At 73.0% G+C, this 21,941-nt stretch carries 19 protein-coding genes; 11 read left to right on the forward strand and 8 right to left on the reverse strand.

Going from position 1 to position 21,941, the window contains the following annotated elements; genetic code table 11:
- Positions 1 to 9: 9 nt before the first annotated feature.
- Positions 10 to 489, reverse strand: coding sequence for a hypothetical protein (locus F7P10_RS31405; protein ID WP_151014895.1), 480 nt, complete (start codon positions 487 to 489; stop codon positions 10 to 12).
- A complete protein-coding gene (locus F7P10_RS31410) occupies positions 486 to 4,328 on the reverse strand; it encodes a DUF6531 domain-containing protein (protein ID WP_176611736.1) in 3,843 nt (1,280 codons plus the stop codon). Before F7P10_RS31410 ends, F7P10_RS31405 begins: the two co-directional genes overlap by 4 nt.
- A 137-nt stretch (positions 4,329 to 4,465) precedes the next feature.
- Here F7P10_RS31410 and F7P10_RS31420 point away from each other — a divergent pair, with 137 nt between their 5' ends.
- Entirely contained in the window at positions 4,466 to 5,383 is a 918-nt protein-coding gene (locus tag F7P10_RS31420) for an RNA polymerase sigma-70 factor (protein ID WP_151014904.1), read from the forward strand.
- A gap of 38 nt (positions 5,384 to 5,421) precedes the next feature.
- Here F7P10_RS31420 and F7P10_RS31425 read toward each other — a convergent pair whose 3' ends face one another.
- Entirely contained in the window at positions 5,422 to 5,967 is a 546-nt protein-coding gene (locus tag F7P10_RS31425; RefSeq protein WP_151014907.1) for a hypothetical protein, read from the reverse strand.
- 40 nt (positions 5,968 to 6,007) lie between these two features.
- Here F7P10_RS31425 and F7P10_RS31430 point away from each other — a divergent pair, with 40 nt between their 5' ends.
- Both F7P10_RS31430 and F7P10_RS31435 read left to right on the forward strand, forming a co-directional pair.
- Complete coding sequence (locus F7P10_RS31430) at positions 6,008 to 6,949, forward strand: CoA ester lyase (RefSeq protein ID WP_151014910.1); 942 nt, start codon at positions 6,008 to 6,010, stop codon at positions 6,947 to 6,949.
- 87 nt (positions 6,950 to 7,036) lie between these two features.
- Entirely contained in the window at positions 7,037 to 8,584 is a 1,548-nt protein-coding gene (locus tag F7P10_RS31435) for a CPBP family intramembrane glutamic endopeptidase (protein ID WP_151014913.1), read from the forward strand.
- Between the two features lie 30 nt (positions 8,585 to 8,614).
- Here F7P10_RS31435 and F7P10_RS31440 read toward each other — a convergent pair whose 3' ends face one another.
- Positions 8,615 to 9,004 carry an NUDIX hydrolase gene (locus tag F7P10_RS31440; RefSeq protein WP_151014916.1) on the reverse strand — a complete coding sequence of 130 codons (390 nt, stop codon included), beginning with the start codon at positions 9,002 to 9,004 and terminating at the stop codon, positions 8,615 to 8,617.
- Positions 9,005 to 9,077: 73 nt separating this feature from the next.
- Between F7P10_RS31440 and F7P10_RS31445 the strand changes: the two genes are divergently transcribed.
- From F7P10_RS31445 to F7P10_RS31460, 4 genes are read left to right on the forward strand one after another with little or no spacing between them, the layout of a single operon-like run.
- A complete protein-coding gene (locus F7P10_RS31445) occupies positions 9,078 to 9,725 on the forward strand; it encodes a DUF6758 family protein (protein ID WP_151014919.1) in 648 nt (215 codons plus the stop codon).
- 41 nt (positions 9,726 to 9,766) lie between these two features.
- Positions 9,767 to 10,612 carry a PHP domain-containing protein gene (locus tag F7P10_RS31450; RefSeq protein ID WP_151014922.1) on the forward strand — a complete coding sequence of 282 codons (846 nt, stop codon included), beginning with the start codon at positions 9,767 to 9,769 and terminating at the stop codon, positions 10,610 to 10,612.
- 30 nt (positions 10,613 to 10,642) lie between these two features.
- Positions 10,643 to 11,350: an MBL fold metallo-hydrolase gene (locus tag F7P10_RS31455; RefSeq protein ID WP_151014925.1), complete on the forward strand. Its 708-nt coding sequence runs from the start codon at positions 10,643 to 10,645 to the stop codon at positions 11,348 to 11,350.
- Between the two features lie 49 nt (positions 11,351 to 11,399).
- Positions 11,400 to 12,335 carry a PD-(D/E)XK nuclease family protein gene (locus F7P10_RS31460; protein WP_151014928.1) on the forward strand — a complete coding sequence of 312 codons (936 nt, stop codon included), beginning with the start codon at positions 11,400 to 11,402 and terminating at the stop codon, positions 12,333 to 12,335.
- Positions 12,336 to 12,345: 10 nt separating this feature from the next.
- Here F7P10_RS31460 and F7P10_RS31465 read toward each other — a convergent pair whose 3' ends face one another.
- Complete coding sequence (locus F7P10_RS31465; protein ID WP_151014931.1) at positions 12,346 to 13,242, reverse strand: oxygenase MpaB family protein; 897 nt, start codon at positions 13,240 to 13,242, stop codon at positions 12,346 to 12,348.
- A gap of 191 nt (positions 13,243 to 13,433) precedes the next feature.
- Here F7P10_RS31465 and F7P10_RS43640 point away from each other — a divergent pair, with 191 nt between their 5' ends.
- The 3 genes from F7P10_RS43640 (at position 13,434) to F7P10_RS31475 (ending at position 15,152) form a co-directional block, all read left to right on the forward strand.
- Positions 13,434 to 14,183: a hypothetical protein gene (locus tag F7P10_RS43640; RefSeq protein ID WP_218040202.1), complete on the forward strand. Its 750-nt coding sequence runs from the start codon at positions 13,434 to 13,436 to the stop codon at positions 14,181 to 14,183.
- Positions 14,180 to 14,785, forward strand: coding sequence for a class F sortase (locus F7P10_RS43645; RefSeq protein ID WP_218040203.1), 606 nt, complete (start codon positions 14,180 to 14,182; stop codon positions 14,783 to 14,785). Before F7P10_RS43640 ends, F7P10_RS43645 begins: the two co-directional genes overlap by 4 nt.
- Positions 14,786 to 14,927: 142 nt before the next feature.
- A complete protein-coding gene (locus F7P10_RS31475) occupies positions 14,928 to 15,152 on the forward strand; it encodes a hypothetical protein (RefSeq protein ID WP_151014934.1) in 225 nt (74 codons plus the stop codon).
- A gap of 89 nt (positions 15,153 to 15,241) precedes the next feature.
- Here F7P10_RS31475 and F7P10_RS31480 read toward each other — a convergent pair whose 3' ends face one another.
- Positions 15,242 to 16,276, reverse strand: a complete 1,035-nt coding sequence (locus F7P10_RS31480; RefSeq protein ID WP_151014937.1) for an adenylate/guanylate cyclase domain-containing protein — start codon at positions 16,274 to 16,276, stop codon at positions 15,242 to 15,244.
- Between the two features lie 219 nt (positions 16,277 to 16,495).
- Here F7P10_RS31480 and fxsA point away from each other — a divergent pair, with 219 nt between their 5' ends.
- Complete coding sequence (fxsA, locus tag F7P10_RS31485) at positions 16,496 to 16,708, forward strand: FxSxx-COOH cyclophane-containing RiPP peptide (protein WP_176611737.1); 213 nt, start codon at positions 16,496 to 16,498, stop codon at positions 16,706 to 16,708.
- 31 nt (positions 16,709 to 16,739) lie between these two features.
- Here fxsA and fxsT read toward each other — a convergent pair whose 3' ends face one another.
- Both fxsT and F7P10_RS31495 read right to left on the reverse strand, forming a co-directional pair.
- Positions 16,740 to 20,915: an FxSxx-COOH system tetratricopeptide repeat protein gene (fxsT, locus tag F7P10_RS31490; protein ID WP_151014958.1), complete on the reverse strand. Its 4,176-nt coding sequence runs from the start codon at positions 20,913 to 20,915 to the stop codon at positions 16,740 to 16,742.
- Complete coding sequence (locus F7P10_RS31495; RefSeq protein ID WP_218040204.1) at positions 20,912 to 21,934, reverse strand: MoxR family ATPase; 1,023 nt, start codon at positions 21,932 to 21,934, stop codon at positions 20,912 to 20,914. Before F7P10_RS31495 ends, fxsT begins: the two co-directional genes overlap by 4 nt.
- Positions 21,935 to 21,941: the final 7 nt, after the last annotated feature.

The raw sequence follows: 21,941 nt of genomic DNA on the forward strand, positions 1-21,941 counted from the left end.
TGTTTCCGGTCACCCGCCCCGCGGCGCCGCGCCGGCCAGGTGCTCCGCGAGCCCGTCCAGGACGCTCCGCGCGAACGGGCCGTCCGCGTCGGGCGTCACGACGGTCACCAGGGACAGTCCCGCGCCGATCAGCGTGACGTCGTAGGGGTCGAACAGGAACCCGCCGCGCCCGTAGGGATCGTCCAGGACGGTGACGTCGAGCCGCGGCGCCCGGCACGGCTCGTAGGCGATCATCAGGGTGCCGTGGCCGTCCCGGTCGAGGTGGTACCCGTCGCGGTCCCAGCGGTCGACCATCTCCGCGTCGCGGGCGACGAGGAGCTCCGCCGCGCCGGACGGGGGCCGGGTCCGGCCGTCCCACGGGACGAAACCGCCCTCGTCGACGGCGACGAGCAGCGACGGGGAGGCGTCCGCGAGGGCGTCGACGAAGCCGCCGACCCGCTCCGCGACGGGCCCGGCGCAGACGAGCACCGAGTCGTGGCCGCTGATCACGACGGCTCCCAGTCCCTGGTCGGCCCGATGTAGTGGGCGTCGGAGCGCGGCACCTTGATCCCTCCCGGGGTCATGAGGACGTGGTCGCCCCGCCCGCCCGGCAGCGGTCTGAGCGCGGACTTCGGTATCTCGGCCTCCAGGACGTACTCGGACTTGCCGCTGGTGATCCCCAGCTTCTTGAACGCGTTGGGCTCGGTGAGGTCGGCGGGGCTCTTCGTCGTCCAGAACGGTCCGGCACCGTTCTTGGAGCTCCCTTCCCGCACGTGGTACGGGTCGCCGCTCCTGATCCCGTTGTATCCGGCCTTGTCCGTGTAGTGGTAGAGCTTGACCTTCTCCTCGCCCTGTCCGGGGCTCCCCTTGAGCCCGAGGGGATCGAGCCAGTCGAGCGGGTTGGGGACGTAGGCGTGCGGGTTCAGCGCGCCCGCCAGGCCGAGCGGGTCGGCGCTCTGGTACCGGCCGTCCGCCGCGTTGTAGTAGCGGTGGTAGTTGTAGTTCAGGTCGCTCTCGGCGTCGAAGTACTGCCCCGGGAAGCGCAGCGGGCAGTTGGAGCCGGTGCCGGAGAGGTCCACGCCCCACAGCGTCGTCCGCATGTGCCGCCGGACGCTCCCGGCCGTGTCCACCAGCTCCACCGGGGTGCCGACGAGGTCGGTGACGATCGCCTGGAACTCCCGGTCGATCCATTCCTGCGGGACGTCCCGCGACGGCAGCCGCTCGGTCTGGGTGAGCGGGCGCAGGCTCCGCGGGTCGTGCTCCCAGACGAGCCCGCGCCCCACGAACGCCCGCAGCTCCGCCGACCAGGTGCGCTGCACCTGCTCGGCGAGGACGTGACCGTCCCACACGAAGTCGAACTGCTCGAAGACGCCGGTGCCGTCGCCGTCCGTCCGCTGCTTGGAGATCCGCCGCCCGAGCGCGTCGTAGCGGTAGCGCCAGTGCCGCCCGTCCGGGGCGTCGACGCCGACGAGCCGGTCGTCGCTGTCCCAGTGGTGGCGCCACGTGCGCGCGCCGCCGTCCGCCCGCACGTGGCTGCGGACGGTGACCCGCCCCTGGGCGTCGTGCTCGTAGTGGACGCTCCCAGCCCGGCGCAGCAGCGTCCCGTCGTACTCGCGGGACCCCGCCGCGTCGCCCGCGAGGGACGGCGCGGGGCCGTCCGCCGGGGCCGGCACCCGAAAGCGGGCCTCGACGAGGTCGCCGAGGGCGTCGTAGACGTACTCCTCGCGCTCCTCGCGCCGGTCCGCGGCGTGCACGGTGCGGACGCGCCCGCGCCGGTCGAGCTCGAACCGCCGGTCCGCGCCGAGCCGGTCGCCGATCGCGGTGACGTTGCCGTCCGGGTCGTAGGCGTAGGTGCGGTGCTGCAGGAGCGCCGGTTCCGGCGCGTCCCGGCGGGGCGCCGCGACGGTGCTCCGGGTGCCCCAGATGCTCTGCGCGACGAGCCGGTCCGCGGCGTCCCACTGCTGGGACAGCACCGTCGCGGCACCGATGTTCCGCTGGATCTCCCGCCCCGCCGCGTCGTAGTGGAACAGGACGCTCTCCCCGGCCGTGGACAGCGCTGCGGGACGGCCGCAGGAGTCGAAGCTCCACGCGCTCTCGGCGCCGCTGGGGGTGCGCCGGTGGACGCGCCGTCCCGCCGCGTCGTAGGCCGACGCCACCACCCGCCCGTTGCAGATCTCGGCCGTGACCCGGCCCATGGCGTCGCGTTCGAACCGCAGGTCGGCGTTCGCGTTGACGGCCCGCGCCAGGAAACCGTCCGCGCCGTAGGCGAAGGTGGCGACGCCTTCCGGGGAGTGCTCCTCCACGACGTTCCCGAGGGCGTCCCGGACGAACGACGTGGTCTGCCCCAGCGCGTTGGTGCGCGCCTCGATCCGCCCGAGCGCGTCGAGGGCGTAACGCAGCGTCCGCCCGTTGAAGTCCGTCTCCGCGACGACGCCGCCGGCCGCGTCGTACTCGTACCGCCAGACCTCGCCCCGCGGGTTCGTGACGGCGGTGATCCGCAGCTCGGTGTCATGGGACGACTCGGTGCGGGCGCCGTCGGGACCGATCTCCGTGACGAGCACGTCGAACGGCCCGTACTCCGCGCGGGTGAGCTCGCCGGTGGCGCCCGCGAACTCCACCGCGTTGCCCTCGGCGTCGTAGGTCCAGCGGTCGACCGCGCCCGCCGGCGACCGCCGCCAGGCCATGCGGTGCTCGGCGGTCCACCCGTACCGGGTCACGCCGCCGGCCGGGTCGGTGAGGGCGGTGAGCCTGCCGAGGGAGTCGTACTCGTAGCGCGTCTCGGCGCCCGCGGGATCGGTGACGCGCAGCGGCAGCCCGGCGGCGTTCGACACGACCCGGGTGACGTGGCCGAGCGTGTCCACGAGCCCGGACAGGTTGCCGCGCTCGTCGTACCGCGCCCGGGTCGTGGCCCCGGACGGGTCGGTCAGGCTCGTGACGTTGCCGCGCTCGTCGTACTCGCGCCGCCAGGTGCGCCCGCCCGGTTCGGTGACCGCGACCGGCCGCCGCGCCTCGTCGTGGACGGTCTCGATCGTCTCGCCGTCGGGGCGGCGGACCCGGACGAGATCGCCGTGCTCGTCGTAGGAGAACCGGACGACGCCGCCGAGCGGGTCGGTACGCGACAGCAGGCGGTCGCGGGCGTCCCACTCGGAACGGGTCGTCGCCCCGAGCGGGTCCGTCTCGGCGATGATCTGCAGGTGCTCGTTGTACCGGTAGGTCGTGGCGTTGCCGAGCGAGTCCGTCACGACGGTCGTGCGCTCCTCGGGCCGGAACCGGAGCGAGACGCCGAGCCGGCCGTCCGGTCCGGCGGCCCGGACGGCGCGCCCGTCCTCGTCGTACTCGTAGCGGTACCAGTGGCCGTTCCGGTCGTGCCAGGCCGTCAGGCGCCCGTCTCCGTCGTAGTCGAACCGGAAGGCGCGCCCGGAGGAGTTCACGACGCCGGACAGGAGCCCGGCCGCGTCGTACTCGTACCGCACCAGGGTGATCGCGTCGCCGGCGTCGTCCGCGGGCGCGCCGGTCGCGTCGGCTGTGCCCTCCAGGATCGTCCGCAGGCCGACGATCCTGGGGCCGCCGTCCGTCTCGCCGTCCGTCTCGCCGTCCGCGCGGTCCTCGGTGTCCACGAAGATCCGGTAGCCGGCGGAGTGCCGGATCTCCCGCAGGACGCCGTCCGCGTAGCCCAGTTCGACGCGGTTGCCGCGGCGGTCGCCGATCGCGACCAGCGGCAGCCGGGACCAGCCGTGCGTCTCGCCCGGCGCCGGGAAATGCAGCGTCCGGTCGAGTCGCGGATCGTGCAGGACGTACGAGCCGTCGGGCGCGAGCGTCAGCGGCAGCCGCGGGCCCTCCGAAGGCAGGAACGACACGTTGGGCACCAGGGACTGCGGGTACTCGAGGATCATGCCGTCGGCGGAGAGGAAGTGGACTCCCCGCGCGTCCAGCTCGAGGCGCTGGTCGAGCGTCGACGCCCACGAGCGTCCGAAGAGGCCGCCGTCGCGGTATCCGGACAGGTGGGTCCGCTCGAGCACCAGCGGAAGGGCGCCGGGGAGCGCCACGTCCACCTGGCCGAACAGCACCTCGCCGGTGATGACGTCGATCGGGTCCCTGGTCGTCGTCCGCCCATCGGGGCGGCGCGCGTTGCCCCGTCCCGGATTCCCGCGCCGCCCGCGTCCGCCCGCCTGGTCCCGCCCGCCGCCGCGGCCGCCCCTGCCGGGCCCGCCCCCGCCTCCGCCGCCGCCCCGCTTCGCGGCCCGGGGCGGCCGGAAGGAAGGCCCGGCGATGGTGCCGAACGGCGGCCCCGCGGCTCCGATTCCGGCGCCGCGGCCGTTCCGCCTGCCGCTCGAAAATCTGGGGCCCATGGGGTGCGCTCCTGTCGTCGGACCAACCGGCGAGCTCGAACGTGACGTATCGCGCCTAAAGTGATCTAGAGCGGATCCTAGGGCCGTTCTCCGCGGCTTGGGACGATCGGCACGGGCGGGTGCGGAGGGAGAACGGCATGGCCGGGACGGTCCGGGCGGCGGACGAGACGTTCGAGGAGCACCGCGGCCTGCTGTTCGCGGTCGCGTACCGGATGCTGGGCACCGCCGCCGACTCCGAGGACGCCGTCCAGGACGCCTGGCTGCGCTGGTCGGCCGCCGACCGCTCGGACGTCCGCGACCCCCGCGGCTACCTCGTCCGGATCACCACCAACATCGCGCTCGACCGGCTGCGCGGCGCGCGGGCGCGGCGCGAGACGTACGTGGGGCCGTGGCTGCCCGAGCCGATGCTGACCGCCCCCGACGTCGCCGACGACGCCGAGCGCGCCGAGTCGGTGTCGATGGCGCTGCTCGTCGTCCTGGAGACGCTGAGCCCGCTCGAACGGGCCGTGTTCGTCCTCAAGGAGGCGTTCGGCTACCCGTACGCGGAGATCGCGGCGGCGCTCGACCGGTCGGAGGCGTCGGTGCGGCAGCTCGGCACCCGCGCCCGCAGGCACGTGGCGGCGCGGCGGCCGCGGTTCGCGGCGGCCGGGGCCGAGCGCCGCGCCGCCACCGACCGGTTCCTCGACGCCGTCATGGGCGGCGACGTCAACCGCCTCATGGAGATCCTCGCCCCGGACGTCACCCTGTGGACGGACGGCGGCGGCAAGGTGCGCGCGGCGCTGCGGCCGATCGTCGGCGCGGAGCGGGTCGCCCGGTTCATCGGCGCGGTCGCCGGCGCGCCCTACGCGGGCGTCGCCGCCGCCGACATGCGGATGCGGCGCGCGGACGTCAACGGGCGGCCGGGCCTCGTCATCGAGGGCCCCGAGCGGACGATCAGCGCGGTGACGGTCGAGCTCGACGAGGCGGGCCGCGTCGAAGCCATCCACATGGTGTCGAACCCGGACAAGCTCGGCGCCCTGGACGCGGGCCGCGAACTGGCCGTCCCGCGGCTCTAGCGTCCGGTTTCCAGCGCCCGGTTCCTAGCGCCCGGTTCCTAGCGGTCGGCGCGGCGGCGCTTGCCGCCGGCCAGCCGGGGCGGCGGCCCCGCCGTCGTCGCCGGGGACGGCACCGGCCGGACGTGCGCGTAGTCGCCGGACGGCTCGATCTCCTCGCCCGTCGGCGTCAGCCGGATCACCCACGACTCCGCCGCCCACCGCGCCGGCTGCTCCGCGTGCGCCCGGGCGTTCAGCCGGTCCTTCGCGAGCTTGGGCGCCACCTCGTCCCACAGCTCGCCGCCCGGCTCCACGTGCTCGCACGCGGCGACGAACGCGACGAGCCGTCCGCCCTTGTCCTTGCTGCGCAGGATCACCGTCACCCGGTCGGCCTCGGGCAGGCCGGGCAGGGGCTGCTCGCCCTCGCCGCCCGTCAGCACGTACGCCGACCCCTCGTGCCAGACGTGCCATGCCGCCCGCGGCTGCGGCAGACCCGGCAGGTCGAGCCACAGCAGCCCCGACTTCTTGGCCGCCTCCTCCACCAGCGCCGCGCTCAGCGCGTGCACCGCCTCGGGCGGCGGGGGAGGGGTCGCGTTCGGGTCACCCATGTTCCGCAGCGTCTCACACCCGCTGGATACGATCCGCCCCATGCGCTCACGACGTACCACCCTCGCGGTCCCCGGCAGCAACCCCCGTTTCATCGAGAAGGCGCAGGGACTCCCCGCCGACGAGATCTTCCTCGACCTCGAGGACGCCGTCGCCCCGTCCGCGAAGCAGGACGCCCGCAAGTCGGTCGTCGCCGCGCTCAACGAGGGCGACTGGACGGGCAAGATCCGCGTCGTGCGGGTCAACGACCTCGACACCCCGTTCGCCTACCGGGACGTCATCGAGGTCGTCGAGGGCGCGGGCGCGAACATCGACGCGATCATGCTGCCGAAGGTGCAGGACCCCTCGCACGTCCAGTGGCTCGACCGGCTCCTCACGCAGATCGAGGGCGCGACGGGCCTCGAACCCGGACGGATCGGCATCGAAGCCCAGATCGAGGACGCGCGCGGCATGACCCGCATCGACGACATCGCCGCGTCGTCGCCCCGGCTGGAGACCCTGGTGTTCGGCCCCGGCGACTTCATGGCCTCGATCAACATGAAGACGCTCGTCGTGGGGGAGCAGCCGCCCGGCTACACCGAGGGCGACGCCTACCACTACATCCTGATGCGCATCCTGCTGGCAGCCCGCGCCCACGACCTGCAGGCCGTCGACGGCCCCTACTTCAACGTCCGGGACGCCGACGGGTTCGACCGCGCCGCCCGCCGCTCGGCCGCCCTCGGCTTCGACGGCAAGTGGGTGCTGCACCCGTCCCAGATCGACGCCGGGAACGCGATCTTCTCCCCGAACCAGGACGACTACGACCACGCCGAGCTGATCCTGGACGCCTACGACCACGCGATCAACGTCGAGGGGCGCGGCGCCGCGATGCTCGGCGACGAGATGATCGACGAGGCGTCCCGCAAGATGGCGCTCGTCATCGCCGCCAAGGGACGCGCCGCCGGGCTGGCGCGCACGCGTACGTTCGACCCTTCCGGGAACTGAGCGACCGTACGATTCGTCCACGTGCCAAGTCGTCCACGTGCCGAGGCGTGGCGACGCGGCGACGCGGCGGCGAGGAGAAGGGGACGCATGTCTGACCAGGAGGACGCGAACGGCTGGGCGCCGCTCGACCCCGACATGGGCGACGGGCGGGCGCGTCCTCCTGCCCCCGACGCTCCGCCGCCCGGAGGGCCCGGCGGGCCGGACCGGCCCGGCGAGCGGCCCGAGCAGGGGCCGGCGGCCCCGCGGCAACAGCAGTCGACATCGCCGTACGGGCTGCCGCCGCAGGACGGTCGTCCGGGTGCGCGGCCGCAGGGGGGCCAGGAGTTCCCCCAGCAGCAACAGCAGTGGACGTCGCCGTACGGACTGCCGCAACACGGGGGCGGCCCCTACGGCGGGCAGGCCCCGGACCAGGCTTACCCGGCGGGGCACCACACCGGAGCACAGCCCGCGTGGGATCAGAACGCCTGGGGCGGGCAGTACCCGCAGGGCTACCCGCAGCAGTACCAATACCCTCCCGGTTACGCACACGGTTACGGCCCCGGCTACGGCGGCTACCCGCAGCCGGTAAAGCGCCCCTGGATCGTCCCCACACCGCGTGGGGTGCCGTTCCACCGGATGGCGCGTTCGGAGACGCACAGCTGGTGGCGCCCGCTGGTCGGGACCCTGGCGATCATCGTGGTCGGGCTCGGTGCGGGCGGCGTCCTCGCGGTCATCGGGCTGCTCGTCCAGATGATGGTGTCCGACGAGGATCCGGCGCTGCTGGACGATCCGGGCACCACGTCGATCTTCGGCAACGACACGGCCGACATCGCCTACGCGCTGGGGTCCCTGGCGCTGTTCCTGCCGCTGATCGCGCTCGCGGCCTGGGGCATCCAGCGGCGGCGCCCGGGGACGCTGTCGTCGGTCGCCGGACGGCTGCGCTGGCGCTGGATGCTCGCGTGCGCGGGCATGTCCGTCGTGTTCTGCGCGGTCTCGTTCGTCCTGTCGATGGCCGCGGGCGCGACCGTCGAGAACGATCCGGCCGGGTCGACCACCGAGGGATCGTGGGTCGGCTGGGACGACTTCCTCCTGCCGGCGCTCGTGATCGTGGCGCTCGTCCCGTTCCAGTCGGCGGCCGAGGAGTACTTCTTCCGCGGCTGGCTGATGCAGGCCATCGGCGCGTGCACCCTGGAGAAGGCCCGGAACGGGCTCGCGCGGGCGCTGAGCGTCGTGTTCCGCACCCCGTGGCCCGGCATCGTCGTCGGGGCCGCGCTGTTCACCTCCGGGCACGGCTACACCGGCTGGGGGATGCTCGACATCTTCGTCTTCGGCGCCATCGCCGGGTGGCTGACCGTGCGCACCGGCGGCCTGGAGTGCACGATCGCGCTGCACGTGTTCAACAACCTGATGGCGTTCCTGCTCCCGGCGGCGCTCGGGCAGCTGAGCCTCGAGCAGGGCGGCATCCCGTGGCAGTACGTCCTCGCCGACGTCACGTCCATGGCCGTGTACGCGGTGGGCATCGTCCTGCTGGCCCGCCGGTTCAAGGTGCGGACGGTCACCCCGGGGGACGGCCCCGGCGACGGCCCCGCCGACGACCCGGGCCCGGACGCCCCGCAGCGTCCCGGCGGCGTGCCGGGCGCGCAACCGGCGTACTGAGGCCCGCCGCGCGGCGGGGCTCGGCCGGCCTCACAGGACGCCCCACTCCGTGAGCGCGTCCAGCAGGCCGGGCACGAGCGGCAGGTCCCGGAGTTCGGCGGGCGCGACCCAGCGGACGTCCGCCGCGTCGTCCCCGGCGCGCGGCGTCCCGCCGAGCACCGTGGCGGCGTAGTCGTGGATCTCGTAGACGACGCCGCCCGGACCGTCCCGCTCGACCGTGCCCACGAGCGCGCCGGCGCGCACCCGCAGGCCCGTCTCCTCCAGCAGCTCGCGCGCGACGGCCGCCGCGTCGTCCTCGCCCGGTTCCACCCGGCCGCCCGGCACCGACCAGAGACCCGCGCCGGGCGGCCGGCCCCGCCGCACTAGCAGCAGCCGACCGCCTCGATCATGGACGATCGCGCCCACGCACCGCTCCCGCATGCCTCCATTTTGTCCCGTCTTTCCCCCGCCCCGCCTTGACGTGCGAGGGAACGGCCGCGCATGGTGGGTAATCATGAGGGCGGAGCCCACGTGCCCGCGTTGCGGAGCCCAGGTGCAGGCGCCGGGTCTCTGGTCGAGCGACTGGAGTTGCGGCGTGCACGGTGCCGTACTCCCGAGGCAGCCGCCCGTCCGGCCGGGCCCGGACGCGCTCGGCATCGTCCTGCGCGACGTGCGCGTTCCCGTCTGGACGCCCTGGCCGCTCCCGCTCAACTGGCTCGTCACCGGATTCCTCACGGTCGGGGACGAGCGCGGCGGCGCGCGCGCGTGCGCCGTGGCGGTGTCGGGCCCCGGACTGCTCGGCGGCCTCGCCGACATGCTGCTGATCGCCGAGGAGCCGGGCGTCGGCCTCGGCGCGCACTACGCGGGGCTGGCGGGCCCCGATCCCGGCCGGGAGTTCGACGGGGACCCCCCGCACGCCAAGATCGGCATCAGCGGTCCCGCCGCCACCAGCGGGCACACCGTCCCGCTCTGGACGGTCGGCCGCGAACCGGACCGGGCCGTCTTCGTCGGCGAGGCCCTCGGCAACTGGCTGTGGGTCGTGCTCTGGCCCGCGGACGCGGGGGTGCTGATGCTCGAGGAGCTGAACCTCCTCGACCTCCGCGAGCCCGGCATGGACGTGGACCTTCCCTACGGCGCCCACAGCGGCAAGCTGGACCTCTGACACGCACCTCTGACCGACGGCGGCGTGCCTAAGCTGGGGGAATGGTGATCGACCTCCATGTCCACAGCGACGCCTCCGACGGCACCCGGCCGCCCGCCGAGGTGATGCGGCGCGCGCGGGAGAACGGCGTGGACGTCGTCGCGCTCACCGACCACGACACCACCGCCGGGTGGGACGCCGCCGCGGCGGCCCTCCCGGACGGGCTGACGCTCGTCCGCGGGATCGAGCTGTCGTGCGTCCAGGACGGCAGGAGCCTGCACATGCTCGGCTACCTGTTCGACCCCGCCGAACCCGTCCTGGCCGCCGAACTCGCCCGCATCCGCGACGACCGCGTGATCAGGGCCCGCACCATGGTCGGCCTGCTCCGCGACCTCGGCGTGGACGTCACGTGGGAGCGGGTCCGCGAACTCGCGCGGGGCGAGGCCGTCGGGCGCCCGCACATCGCCCAGGCGATGATCGAGGCGGGCGCCGTCGCGACCCACGACGAGGCCTTCACGCCCGACTGGATCGCCGAGGGCGGCCGCGCGCACGCCGACCGGTACGCGCTCGACCCGGAACGGGCGATCGCGCTCGTCCGGGCGGCCGGGGGCGTGTGCGTCCTCGCGCACCCCCGCCCTAGCCGCCGCACGTACGTCTTCCCGGACGAGGTGATCGAGCGGCTCGCCGCCGCCGGACTGGCCGGCGTCGAGGTCGACCACCCCGACCACGCCCCGGACGACCGTGCCCACCTGCGCGATCTCGCCGCGGCCCTCGGCCTCGCCGGCACCGGGTCCAGCGACGACCACGGCGCCCCGACCGGTGACCGCATCGGCGCCGAGAGCACCGACCCCGCCGCCTACGAGGCGCTCGTGGGCGCCGCCCGCGGCACTGTCTCGCCGCTGCCCTGACACGGTTGCGAAGCGCGGTAGGGTGCCAGCGTGGACGCGCGCATCGAACAGGTGGTGACGTCGGGCAAGCTGACCCTGGACGACACCGAGTACGACGTCGAGAACAACACCTACGTCATCGGCGACGACGAAGAGGTCATCGTCATCGACCCGGCGTTCGACGCCGAGGCCATCCTCGAGAAGGTGGGCGAGCGCGAGGTCATGGCCGTCCTGCTCACCGACGGCCACGAGCACCGCCTCGCGGTCGTCCTCGAGGTCGCCGCCGCCGGCGAGGAGGACGAGGAGAACTGGGCCCCCATCGCGCTGCACCGCGCCGACCGGCAGCTGTGGCGCGACTACTTCGGCCGCCTCGCCAAGGAAGAGGAGGACGAGGACGACGCCAAGGCGCTGCGCTCCCTCGAACCCGACATCTGGCTCGAGGACGGCGGCGTCTTCGAGATCGCCGACGCGCAGCTCGAGATCGTGCACACCCCGGGGCACACCCTCGGCGCCGTCTGCGTGATCAGCGAGCAGCTCGGCGTGCTGTTCTCCGGTGACACCCTGCACCGCGGCCGTCCGGGCTCGGTCGGCGGCGCCTTCGAGGACCTGCGCAAGCAGCTCAACTCGATCGGCGCGCTGCTCGACCCGCTGCCCCGCGACCTGCAGGTCATGCCCGCCCAGGGCGACGAGACGACCGCCGGCGAGGAGAACGCCCGCTGGGAGAGCTGGGGCGACATGGCCCGCGAGGACAACGACTGACGGGCCCGGGACGGGACCGGCGGCGGGCGCGCGAGGACGGACGCAGGCGGTGGAACAACTCGGCTTCGAGGGCATGCCCGAACGGCTGTACTCCTGCACGCCGTCGCGGCTGAATACCTGGCTCGACTGCCCCAGGCGCTACCGGATGACCTACCTCGATCGTCCGATGCCGCCGAAGGGCCCGCCGTGGGCGCACAACAGCGTCGGCGCGAGCGTGCACAACGCGCTGGCCGCGTGGTGGCGGCTGCCCGAGCCCGAGCGGACGCCCGCCGCCGCCGGGACCCTCCTGGTCCGCGGCTGGATCACCGAGGGGTTCCGGGACGCCGCGCAGTCCGCCGCGCACCGCGACCGGGCCCGCGACATGACCGAACGCTACGTCGCCGGCCTCGACCCGTCCGACGAGCCGGTCGGCGTCGAGCGGACGGTCGCGACCCGCACCGCCCGCATCGCCGTCTCCGGCCGCATCGACCGCCTCGACCGGCGCGGCGGCGAACTCGTCGTCGTCGACTACAAGACCGGGCGGCGGCCGCTCACCCCCGACGACGCGCGCGGCTCGCTCGCCCTCGCGATCTACGCCGTCGCGGCGTCCCGGGTGCTGCGCCGCCCGTGCCGCCGCGTCGAACTGCACCACCTGCCGTCCGGCGAGGTCGCCGCGTGGGACCACACCGGCGCGTCCCTCGACCGGCACCTCGGCCGTGCCGAGGACATCGCCGCCGAGGCGTCCGCCGCCGACGACTCCTACCGCGAGCGCGTCCCGAAGCCGCGCCGCGGCGACAGCGGTCCGCCGCGCCGCGGCGACGCCGGCCCGCCGCGCCGCGGCGACGCCGCACGGTCCGGCCCGGTCGACCACGCCCCGTTCGACGAACGGTTCCCGGCCCGTCCGGGACCGCTGTGCGCGTGGTGCGACTTCGCGCGGCACTGCCCCGAGGGCCGCGCGGCCGCGCCCCGCAAGGAGCCGTGGTCGGCCCTGCCGGTCGAGGCCTGACGCGCCGGGCTCAGCTCGCGCGGACGGGCCACCGGCGGGGATCGCGCAGGCCGTACAGGCCCTTGCCCACGTCGTAGCCGTCGGCGGCGAGCCGGGCCCGCGCGCGATCGAGCATATCCCGGGTGTCCTTGGCGAACGCGTAGTCGTGCAGCCGCTCGGGCACCGAGTTCATCGCCAGCCGGAACGAGCGGAGCGCGGCGGTCACGGCCGGCTGCGGCGCCTCCGGCAGCGCCCCGTACATCGCGCGGGCCCAGCCGGGGAGGGAGTAGTAGCAGAGCGCCCCGAACGGGAACCAGCCCGGCTTTCCGGGCGCGAGGAACTTCAGGTTCTCCGGCATCGCCGGCCACATCAGGAACCGGACGGTCTCGGCGGCCTCCTCCGTGACCCGCAGGTGCGGCCGCATGCTCGCGAAGTACCGCTCCATCTCCGCGACGCTGCCGGGGACGTCCTCGGCGTGCAGCCCGACGTGCACGGCCGACTCCCGCTGCTCGTCGAGGTACCGGTCGGCCATGGCGTCCGTCAGCGGCAGCCCCGCCCGCCGCGCGACCTGCAGGTACGAGTACACCTCGGCGCAGTGCACCCACAGCAGCAGCTCGGGCTGGTCGAGCCGCTCGGTCTTGCCGGTGTCGTGGTTGCGGATCCGCAGGCTCCGGTGGATCTCGCGGACGCGGTAGGCGGCCGCCTCGACCTCCTCCGCGCTCCCGAACGTCGACAGCCCGACGAAGTCGGACGTCCGCTGGAGCCGCCCGAACGGGTCCTCCCGGAAGTTGGAGTTCTGCCAGACGCCCCACATCGCGACGGGATGCAGGGCCTGCAGCATCAGGCTGCGCACGCCCCCGACCCACATGGCCCGGTCGATGTGCACGCGCCAGGTGACGCTCTCGGGTGGCTGGACTGTCGCCGACATACGCACCTCCGTGAGACAAACCAACGTAAGTGTGTCATTACATGGCCGAGGGTGCGACATCGCCCCCCGTCGCGGCCCGCCGCGCATTGCCCGATCGATGCCCACCGCTTCCCTTGGCGATAACGATCAACGGGGACGAGTGCCGGGTGGGGACGCGCGGGCGCCCCGGACATCCACCCGGAGGGGATCGAATGGCACTCAGCAGGAGCCGACCGCTCGTCGTGGCGATGCTCGCCGCCGCGCCCGTCCTGGTCGCGGGCCCCGCGACGGCCGATGCGGGCGAGCCGCGCGCCTACCAGGCCGTACTCCGCCCGCTGAACGGCCAGCGGGCCTCCGGCTCCGTCACCCTCGAACTGGACGGGCGCACCGCGACCGTCGTCGAGTCCTACTCCGGGCTCGCGGGCCGGATCGACGGGCGGCCGTACCCGCACCTCCAGCACATCCGCGGCGGCGCCCGCGGCGAGTGCCCGGCCCCGTCCGCGGACACCGACGGCGACGGCGTCGTCAGCGCCACCGAGGGCGAGCCCGCCTACGGCCCGATCCGGACCACCCTCTCGGTCCGGGGCGAGACGACCCCCGCCGCCGGGACCGACCTCGAGATCGCACCCCGCGGCGCCGGCCTCGACTACCAGCGCGTCATCGACCTGGACGACGCCACCCTCGAAGCACTCCGCGACGGCACCGCGGTCGTCGTCGTCCACGGCCTCGACCCCTCGCGGATCAGCGAGAAGGCCCGCGGCGCCGCCGGCGACCTCGTGCCCTCACTCCCGCTCTCCACCACCGCGCCCGCCCTGTGCGGCGTCCTCGAACCGATGGCCGCCGGCGGCGCCGCCACCGGCGCCGGACCCGCCACCGGCGCCGGCCCCCGCGCCCTCGGCGCGGGCCTCCTCGCCCTCGCGGGCCTGGCCCTCGCCGTCGCCGCACGCCGCCGGACACCGTGACGCCGCGACCGGGCCGCGCGGCCGGTCCCCGCACCCGCCTCGCGGCCCTCGCGGCCGCCGCCCTCGCCGCCTGCACCGGCGTCGACCTCCTCGCACCCGCCGAACCCCCGCGAACGCCCCGCCCGCCCCCGTCGGGTCCGGCGGCCCCGTCCCCGTCCGGTCCGGCGCGCCTCACCATCGCGTCCATCGGCGTGGACACGGACCTCCTGCGCCTCGGGCTCGCCCCCGACGGCACCCTCGCGGTCCCCCGCCCGCCGCACGAGGACCGCGCCGCCTGGTACACGGGCTCCGCGCCTCCCGGCGAGCCCGGCACCGCCGTGATCACCGGCCATCGCGACTCCCGCCGCGGCCCGTCGATCTTCTTCCGCCTCGACGCTCTCCGGCCCGGCGCCAGCGTCCGGATCACCCGCGCCGACGGCACCGCGGCGATCTTCGCCGTCGACACCGTCCGCCGCCACCGCAAGGCCGACTTCCCGGCCCGAACCGTCTACCGGCACACGCCCGTCCCGTCCCTCCGGCTGATCACCTGCGGCGGCCCGTTCGACGACGGCCGCTACCGCGACAACATCGTCGCCTACGCCCGCCTCACCGCCGCCGCGTAAAGCAAGTGTCGTGTCGGGGTCAAATTCCGGCCTTTGAGCTGGCATGATGGGCGAGGGAATCCGCGACCGGGGGTGAGCGATGGGCGAAACCGGGCCATGGGACGGCCGGTCCTGCCGCGCCTGCAGGGGCAGCGGAGAAGTCGTGTACGCCCGCGGCGACAACCGCATCTCCCTGCAGTGCGAGGAGTGCTCCGGCACCGGCCGCGCGGGCACCGCCCCCACCGGCCCGCGCTTCCGCACCGACGGATTCCGCGGCCCGGTCTACGCGACCGGCTACCAGCTCGGCTGCTGGACGTGCTTCGGCGCGGGCGTCGTCCTCACCCCGAGCTTCGCCCAGCGCCCCTGCCCCGACTGCGTCCGCGACTGACTCCCGGCGCTCGCCGCCCCGAGGCCGCGCGCATCCGGCGGCGGTGGTCGTACCCGGCGAGCCTGGGAAGCCGCCCCGCGCGGTGGCGGTCAGATCCGGGGCAGGAGGCGTGCGATCGCCTGCTCCAGCCGCGTGACCGGCATCGACTCACCGGTGAACCCCTTGATCGTGGCCAGTAGGTCATGCAGCCCGCCGGGATAGTCCAGGCAGGTCTCGATGATCGAGTAGACGTCCATGCGGGCCTCGGCATGCCGGGGGATCGCCCCTCGCAAGTCGGCGCGCAAGGCCCCCACCACCTGGTCGCGCCCCCGCTCGGACGTCATCAGCGGCAACCTGACCATCTGGTCGGTCACCCCGAACAGCACGCTGGGCGGTACCGGTTCGGGAATCGCGGGCGCGGACATCGCCGGCTCGGGGAACACCGTGGCGGTCGCCGCCGCGGACGGGCCGGATGCCGGCTCCACCGCGCCGTCGGGCGTGGACACCAACGTGCCATCGGGTGACGAGCCGGTTTCCGGCATGCGGCCGAGCACCCGGACCCACGCGGTGCTCTCCGTCTCCTTCACCGCGATGTCGATCGGCCGGTAGTCGTCCGGATCGACCAGCCCCGGCCCGTGCCGCACCACGTCATCGTGGACTCGTTGGGACACGATCACCCCCAGCGGCGCGCGCGCCGCGTTGAGCGCGTCCTTGAAGGGCTGCGCGTCAAGGATCCGGAACGCGTGGTTCACCGCCACCCCCACGACCCCCTTCCCGTCGTACCGGGCCTCACCGGTGTGCACCGCCACCCGCAACCTGATCCGCGCCACGTCCGCCGCGGCCTTGTTGTATCGCCGCAGTTCGGCCTTCAGCGTGTCCACGACGGACGTCAGCAGCGCCTCGATCCCCACGTGGGGAGGAACGAGCACCATCGCGCCGTCGCCCCGGTCCTCGGTGTAGCAATCGGCCGATCCCACTCCCGCGGCCCGCAGACCAACGGCGATCTGCCGATACATGGCGTCCCGCATGATCTCCCGGACATCGTCCGTCCGAGCGGTGTCCCCGAACGCCACGATGTCGCAGGCCAGGATCGAGCACGCCCCCCGCGGCGTCCACCGCCCCTGCCCCGGTTCACCGACACTCATCTTGATCCTTCCCGCTTCCTGCATTCGGGCAACAGAGTTTTCTATGGTCAAGGCAGCCATATTCCGGGGCGGTGGACGTGATCCGCGCCTCGCCCAAGCGGTGGTCATGTTTCGGGAACAACATGAGCCACGCGCTTTCCATACGTTAGGTTTGGGAACCTGGATCTTGTAGCGTCACGCCGTTGTTCGGTGTGGTCCGGCCCGTGTTGAGGAGGCTTGGTGGGAGACAAGGGCGACGAGGGTCGATCCTTCCTGATCGATGTGAGCGACGTCTCCCTCCGGCGGATCGGGGTGATCGACGAAACGGTGATCGGCGAGGTGCTGCTCGGCGTTCTGGACGAGGCGGGCGGCTCGCAGTCGGCGGCAGCCGGTTTCGACTCCTTCGTCAGCCCGGAGCGGCAGCGGTCGCCGCGCACCATCGGCGAACGCTGAGATCCGGCCGCGCCGCGGCGGGCGTGCGGGCTCACAGCGGTATCGGTTCGATCACGCATTCCAGCAACTCTCCCTCCCCGGCCCTGCGAAGCTCCGGATGCTCGTTGCCGAGTTCCCGCGCCAACGCGGCGAGGGGCTCGCGTACCGGTTCGCCGAGCCCCAGTGCGGCGCAGACGATCCGATGGTTGTGGGCGCAGGCGAGCGTATAGACGTGGTCCGTTCCGTACTGGTTTCCGAAGCGTGCCAGCGTCTCCGTTGAACGGCTGTGCGCCGCTTCCAGACGCCCCAGCCGGAAGAGGTCGTGCACCAGGCCGACCGAGCAGCACAGCGAGTAGTAGTGGTCCGGGCCCAGCAGGCGTGTCAGGGCTTGGAAGGTCGTTTCATCGATCGCCCGTGCGGGCTCATGACCTCCCAGTGCGCGGAGCGCCACCGTCAGGTCGGTGGTGCACGCGTGCGCGAACGGGTGATCACGTCCCATGATCTTTCGGTAGCCGTCGAGCGCGGTTTCGAGGAGCCGCCTGGCGCGGTCGGCGTCGCCCGTCCGGACGCACGCCATGGCCAGGACGCGCCGGGCGGCGAGGGTGTCCTGATGGCGCTCCCCGAACCGTTGCAGGTGCAATTGATGCATGTGTTCCGCCAGCCGGAGCGACTCGGCATGGAAACCGAGTTCGCGCAGTGTGGCGGCCCGGCTCATCTCGGCGTGCAGGACGAATGCGTGGTTGGGAGCCAGTGTCTGCCGCATCCCGTCGAGGGCTTCCTGCTGGAACGGTTCGGCCTCACGGTACCTGCCCAGCCCGTGCAGGTCCCGCGCGAGCTGGTTCATGGCGAGGAGCATGCTGCGGTCGGATGCGCCGAAATGCGTGCGCAGCCGGTCGAGGGCGTCGGCGTCGAGTTCCCGCGCCCTCTCGAATTCCCCCAACAGCCGCAGGTCGATGCCGACGTTGTTGATGACCCGGAACGTCTCCCTTTTCTCTCGGCCGAACATGCGCACCATGCGCTGCAGGGTGTCCTGATCGAGTTCTAGCGCGCCGCTGAAATCCCCGCGCAACCGCATATCGGCCGCTTGGCTGTTGGTGGCCAGCAGGGTCGCGATGTTGTTCGGACCGAAACGGTCGGCCGTCCGCTGCTGGATTTCCGCGTTCAAACGAGCGGCGTCCGCGAGTTCGCCCAGCGCCCGGAGTACATTGGCGAGTTCGCGACCCGCGAGCAGGACGGTCATGTCGTCTTCGCCCCACGTGGCACGCCAGTGCTCCCGGGCGAGTTCGCCCAGTCGCCGGCTGCTCTCGAAATCACCCAGCAGATACAGGTAGCGCATCTGGTCGAGCGCGACCTCGCGGATCTCGGCGGTGGCGCCCGCTATCAGGCCGGTCGGCTGCACGTGCGGAGCGATCCAGCGACGGATCGGCCACGTGGACTCGTCGTCGGGTGCGGCGTCGGGTGTCGCCTCGGCAAGGATGCGGTGGACCAGGTTCTGCATCGTCGTTCGTTCGGCCTCGGAAAGGCGTTGCTGCAGCAACGTGCGAACCAGCCGGTGGACCTGCGCCCGCGCTCCGTCCTGGTCGGTGTCGAAGCGGCCCAGCGAGTAGCGGGCGATGGCCCGCATGGCCTCGCGCAGGGACGCGAGATCATCCAGTCCGGACCGGACCTCCGGCGGAAGCCGCGTGACCGTGCCGGAAGCGAGCAGTCCGACCTCCACCGGTTCGGGGCCGAAGAACGCGAGGAGTTCCAGCAGCCTGCCCGCGGACGAAGCCTCCCCCTGGAGACCTTCGAAGGAGATCTCCAGTGCCGCCGCGAGCTCCGGCGGATACTCCGGCGGCAGTTCGACGCGCCGGACGTTCCGCAGCCGATCGTCGAGCAGCCGCAGATACTCGTTGCTCGGGCGGCCGGTCGCCGCGTGCCACGCCGCGACCTGTTCCACGGCCAGCGGCAGGTCACCGACCCGGTCGGCGAGCCGGTCCGCCTCCTGAGGCTCCAGTTCGGGGGCGCGGCGGACCAGCAGCGCGATGCTCTCCCGGCGCTCGAAGAAGCCGACCTCCGCGGTGGAGAGGATCTCTTTCCAACGGCGATCGCGCGAGGTGACCAGGACATGTCCGGTGGGTGAGGCCGTGCTCAGCGGGCCCTCGCCGGGCACGACGGGCATGAGCGGCACCAGCTCGTCCGGGTCGGCCGCGTTGTCGTAGATGAGCAGCCAGCGGCGGATCGGCCGGCCGTCCCGCAGCGCGTCGAGCACATGCTCGACGGTCCGGTTGATGTCGTCGCTCAGCGGTGTGCCGAGGGTCCTGGCGAGCTCGGCGAGGGAGGAACGGGCCATCGGTGTCTGCTCGGCGGGGATCCACCAGACGAGGTCGTAGTCGTTCGCGTGCCGGTGGGCGTACTCGACCGCGAGTTGCGACTTGCCCTGGCCGCCCAGCTCGTGCGGCGGTGCCGGAAGCAGCGCCGTGACGAGGTCTGGCAGCCGGTGGCGTAGGTCGCGCAGGAGTTCGTCGCGCCCGGTGAAGTCGGGGTTACGGGTCGGCAGTCCGCCCCCGACGAGCGGACCAGGGGTGTCCGGCGCGCCTTGGGGCGAGCGGTCGTACGGGAAGGCCGCACGTTCGGCGCCGGACTCGGTGACTGCCGCGCCCGGCGACAGGGCCCGTGCGGGCGCACCGGCGGTCAGCCGGTCGGCGATGTCCCGGTAACGTCCGCCGATCCTGCGCAGGACATGTGCGGCCACCTGCGCGAACGGCAGGTCGTCCTGAACCGGGGCGGAGGTCTCCTCGAGGGCGCGGAGCAAGGCGGGAAAATCAAGAGGTGAGCCGAGGCGTTCCCGGACGACCTCCCAGACCCGTCCGAGGACCCGGAGAGCCTCGGTACGCGTGAGCCCGCTGAGCAGCACATCGCGCACACCGTCATGGAACTCGTACAGGACATCGTCCGGTCCCGATGGAGTGCCGTCCTGATCGGCTCGGCGCAGGAGGCCGCCGAGGAACACCTCCGCCAGATGTGCCCGGGTGGAGTGGGGCAAGGTGGCGTGCTGGACGAGGGACATCACCTTCAGCCTCAGCGGGGCGGCGGCGAGGTGGCGAGCGAGCTGGAACGCCATCGGCGACGAAATGGCCGAGAACCGTTTGACCCGCTCATGGGCCGCCAGCCGATCCATGTCGCCGTCAGCGGCGTCCTTCGGCTGATGGGTGCCCGTGAACATGGCCATGGCGTTGATCCCGCGCGCTCCACCGCCGACCATTTCCGCCCAGGGACGTAGCCAGCGCGGCCCCATCTCCATTACGGGGACGGGCGTCCCCGGTGGCAACAGGAACCCGTCACGGGAACGGACGGTGAGACGACTGTTCGGCAGTCCAGGTTGTGCGGATTCCAAACGGACGGGTTCGACGGTCGTTCCGCACCGCCACCAGAGGCGCTGCGGGAGCGGTTGGACGATCGCCACCGGACCGACGGCCGCCCAGCGCTCCAGAACGCCGGCGGCACGGCCGTCCTGCCACGCACGCCCGATGCAGTCGCTGTAGACCAGAAGGATCCGGCGCCGGGTCGGATCGATGAGTTCGTTGGGGTCCCGCACCGCGGAGCCGGTGGCCGTCTTGAGGACGAGCACGTCGTTGTCGGTGTTCAGATACCACATCCGCACATCGCGGAACGCGCCGAGCCGTTCCAGCAGAGTGTGGAACTCGCTGATGATCCTGCCCCAGACCACCATGGAGGCGCTCTGGTCGGCGACGAGCGCGAGTTCGTACTGCCGTTCCGGTGCGGGCTCCATCACCGCCTGCCAGATCCCGGTCTCCGCGATCCACTGCGCGGTCCTCTCCTCGGCCAGATGCTCGACCGTCCGGGACGAGGTGCTCTCCCGCAGCGGGCGCAGCGCACGCCCGAGGGCCAGCGCCTGCGAGATCGCGGGTATGGCGGGTGCCCGGACGATCCCCTCCGCAGGTACTCCGGGACGCGCCAGGTGCAGGGCGGCCTGCTGCGAGACGATGGCGGGGTGGGCGCTCTCCATGGCCATCGGAGGTTCGGTGCGCTCCGAGTCCTCGAGTTCGGGCCGGGACGGGCTCGCCGGATCGCGGTCCTCTCCGGCGGTCTCTCGGGTGGCTTCGTCGGCGGCCGTCTGGGGCGGAAGGAGCCGTGCGAGCCACAGGGCGTCGGCCAGCTCCCGGGCCGTCGGAGAAGGAGCGAGTCCGGCGAGCGCTTCGATCACCTCGTTGAGGCGCCGGTTCATTCCGGTCCTGTCGTGCCCAGCGGGCGCAAGATCGACTCAAGCATGCCCTGCAACGTCACCTCTGGCGGGCGGGAGCCCGATGTGCACAGGTAGACGGCGTTGAGGAGCTGATCGGTGGCCAGGTCTCCGTGCTCGCGCCGGCGCAGGAAGTCGTTGATGAGATCGGTGCTGGCATCCTTCGCCGCACGGCCGAAATGGGCCTCGACGATCTCGGCGAGCCGGCGGGAGTCGGGCGGCTCGATCACGAGCCGGAGGCAGCGACGCAGGAACGCCGGTGGGAATTCGCGTTCGGCGTTGCTCGTGATGACGACCAGAGGAAACTCCGTGCACTGCACCTTGCCCCGGGTGACGGCTACACGCTCGTTTCCCTTGGCGGGCATCACATGGACGACCTCCTCCTCCGCTGGAAGGCGCTCGAGCTCGGGAATGTCGAAGCCGCCCTCTTCGAAAACGTTGAGCAGGTCATTGGGGAGATCGATGTCGCTCTTGTCGAGTTCGTCGATCAGGAGTACGCGCGGACGGTCTCGCGGCAGCAGTGCCGTCCCGAGAGGGCCGAGCCGGATATAGCGACCGATGTCCGGCGCGTTGCTGGTCGTCTCGGGTTCGACGGCGCGGCGGAGGCTCGTCTCGTGGAGGCGGCCGATGGCGTCGTAGCGGTAGAGCCCTTGTTCGAGGGTGGCGCGGCTGGTGATCGGCCATGTCAGCACGGGCCCCAGCCCGAGTTCGTGGGCGACGTGAAGGGCCAACGTCGACTTCCCGGTGCCGGGCTTACCGGTCACCAGCAAGGGGCGCCGCAGATGCAGCGCCGCGTTCACCATGGTGACGATGTTCTGGTCCGGCCTGTACGACGCCGCCCGTTGCAGGGCGCCCGGGCCGAGACCGGACGCTGGGCGGCCCTGGACGAACCGTCGCCAGGGGGGAGGTTCCGGCAGGTTCCACAGACCGTCACGGGGCGTGCCTTCGCCGCGATAGACCAGCCAGTCTTCCGCTTCCCGGTCCGGAAACGCTTGCTTCGTCACGACAACC

Source organism: Actinomadura sp. WMMB 499 (assembly GCF_008824145.1).
Classification (GTDB): domain Bacteria; phylum Actinomycetota; class Actinomycetes; order Streptosporangiales; family Streptosporangiaceae; genus Spirillospora.

Excerpts from the sequence above, each read along its gene's own strand:
- F7P10_RS31410 (WP_176611736.1), bottom strand. The coding sequence starts at position 4,328 with ATGGGCCCCAGATTTTCGAGCGGCAGGCGGAACGGCCGCGGCGCCGGA.
- F7P10_RS31420 (WP_151014904.1), top strand. The coding sequence starts at position 4,466 with ATGGCCGGGACGGTCCGGGCGGCGGACGAGACGTTCGAGGAGCACCGC.
- F7P10_RS31425 (WP_151014907.1), bottom strand. The coding sequence starts at position 5,967 with ATGGGTGACCCGAACGCGACCCCTCCCCCGCCGCCCGAGGCGGTGCAC.
- F7P10_RS31430 (WP_151014910.1), top strand. The coding sequence starts at position 6,008 with ATGCGCTCACGACGTACCACCCTCGCGGTCCCCGGCAGCAACCCCCGT.
- F7P10_RS31435 (WP_151014913.1), top strand. The coding sequence starts at position 7,037 with ATGTCTGACCAGGAGGACGCGAACGGCTGGGCGCCGCTCGACCCCGAC.
- F7P10_RS31440 (WP_151014916.1), bottom strand. The coding sequence starts at position 9,004 with ATGCGGGAGCGGTGCGTGGGCGCGATCGTCCATGATCGAGGCGGTCGG.
- F7P10_RS31445 (WP_151014919.1), top strand. The coding sequence starts at position 9,078 with ATGAGGGCGGAGCCCACGTGCCCGCGTTGCGGAGCCCAGGTGCAGGCG.
- F7P10_RS31450 (WP_151014922.1), top strand. The coding sequence starts at position 9,767 with ATGGTGATCGACCTCCATGTCCACAGCGACGCCTCCGACGGCACCCGG.
- F7P10_RS31465 (WP_151014931.1), bottom strand. The coding sequence starts at position 13,242 with ATGTCGGCGACAGTCCAGCCACCCGAGAGCGTCACCTGGCGCGTGCAC.
- F7P10_RS43640 (WP_218040202.1), top strand. The coding sequence starts at position 13,434 with ATGGCACTCAGCAGGAGCCGACCGCTCGTCGTGGCGATGCTCGCCGCC.
- F7P10_RS31480 (WP_151014937.1), bottom strand. The coding sequence starts at position 16,276 with ATGAGTGTCGGTGAACCGGGGCAGGGGCGGTGGACGCCGCGGGGGGCG.
- fxsT (WP_151014958.1), bottom strand. The coding sequence starts at position 20,915 with ATGAACCGGCGCCTCAACGAGGTGATCGAAGCGCTCGCCGGACTCGCT.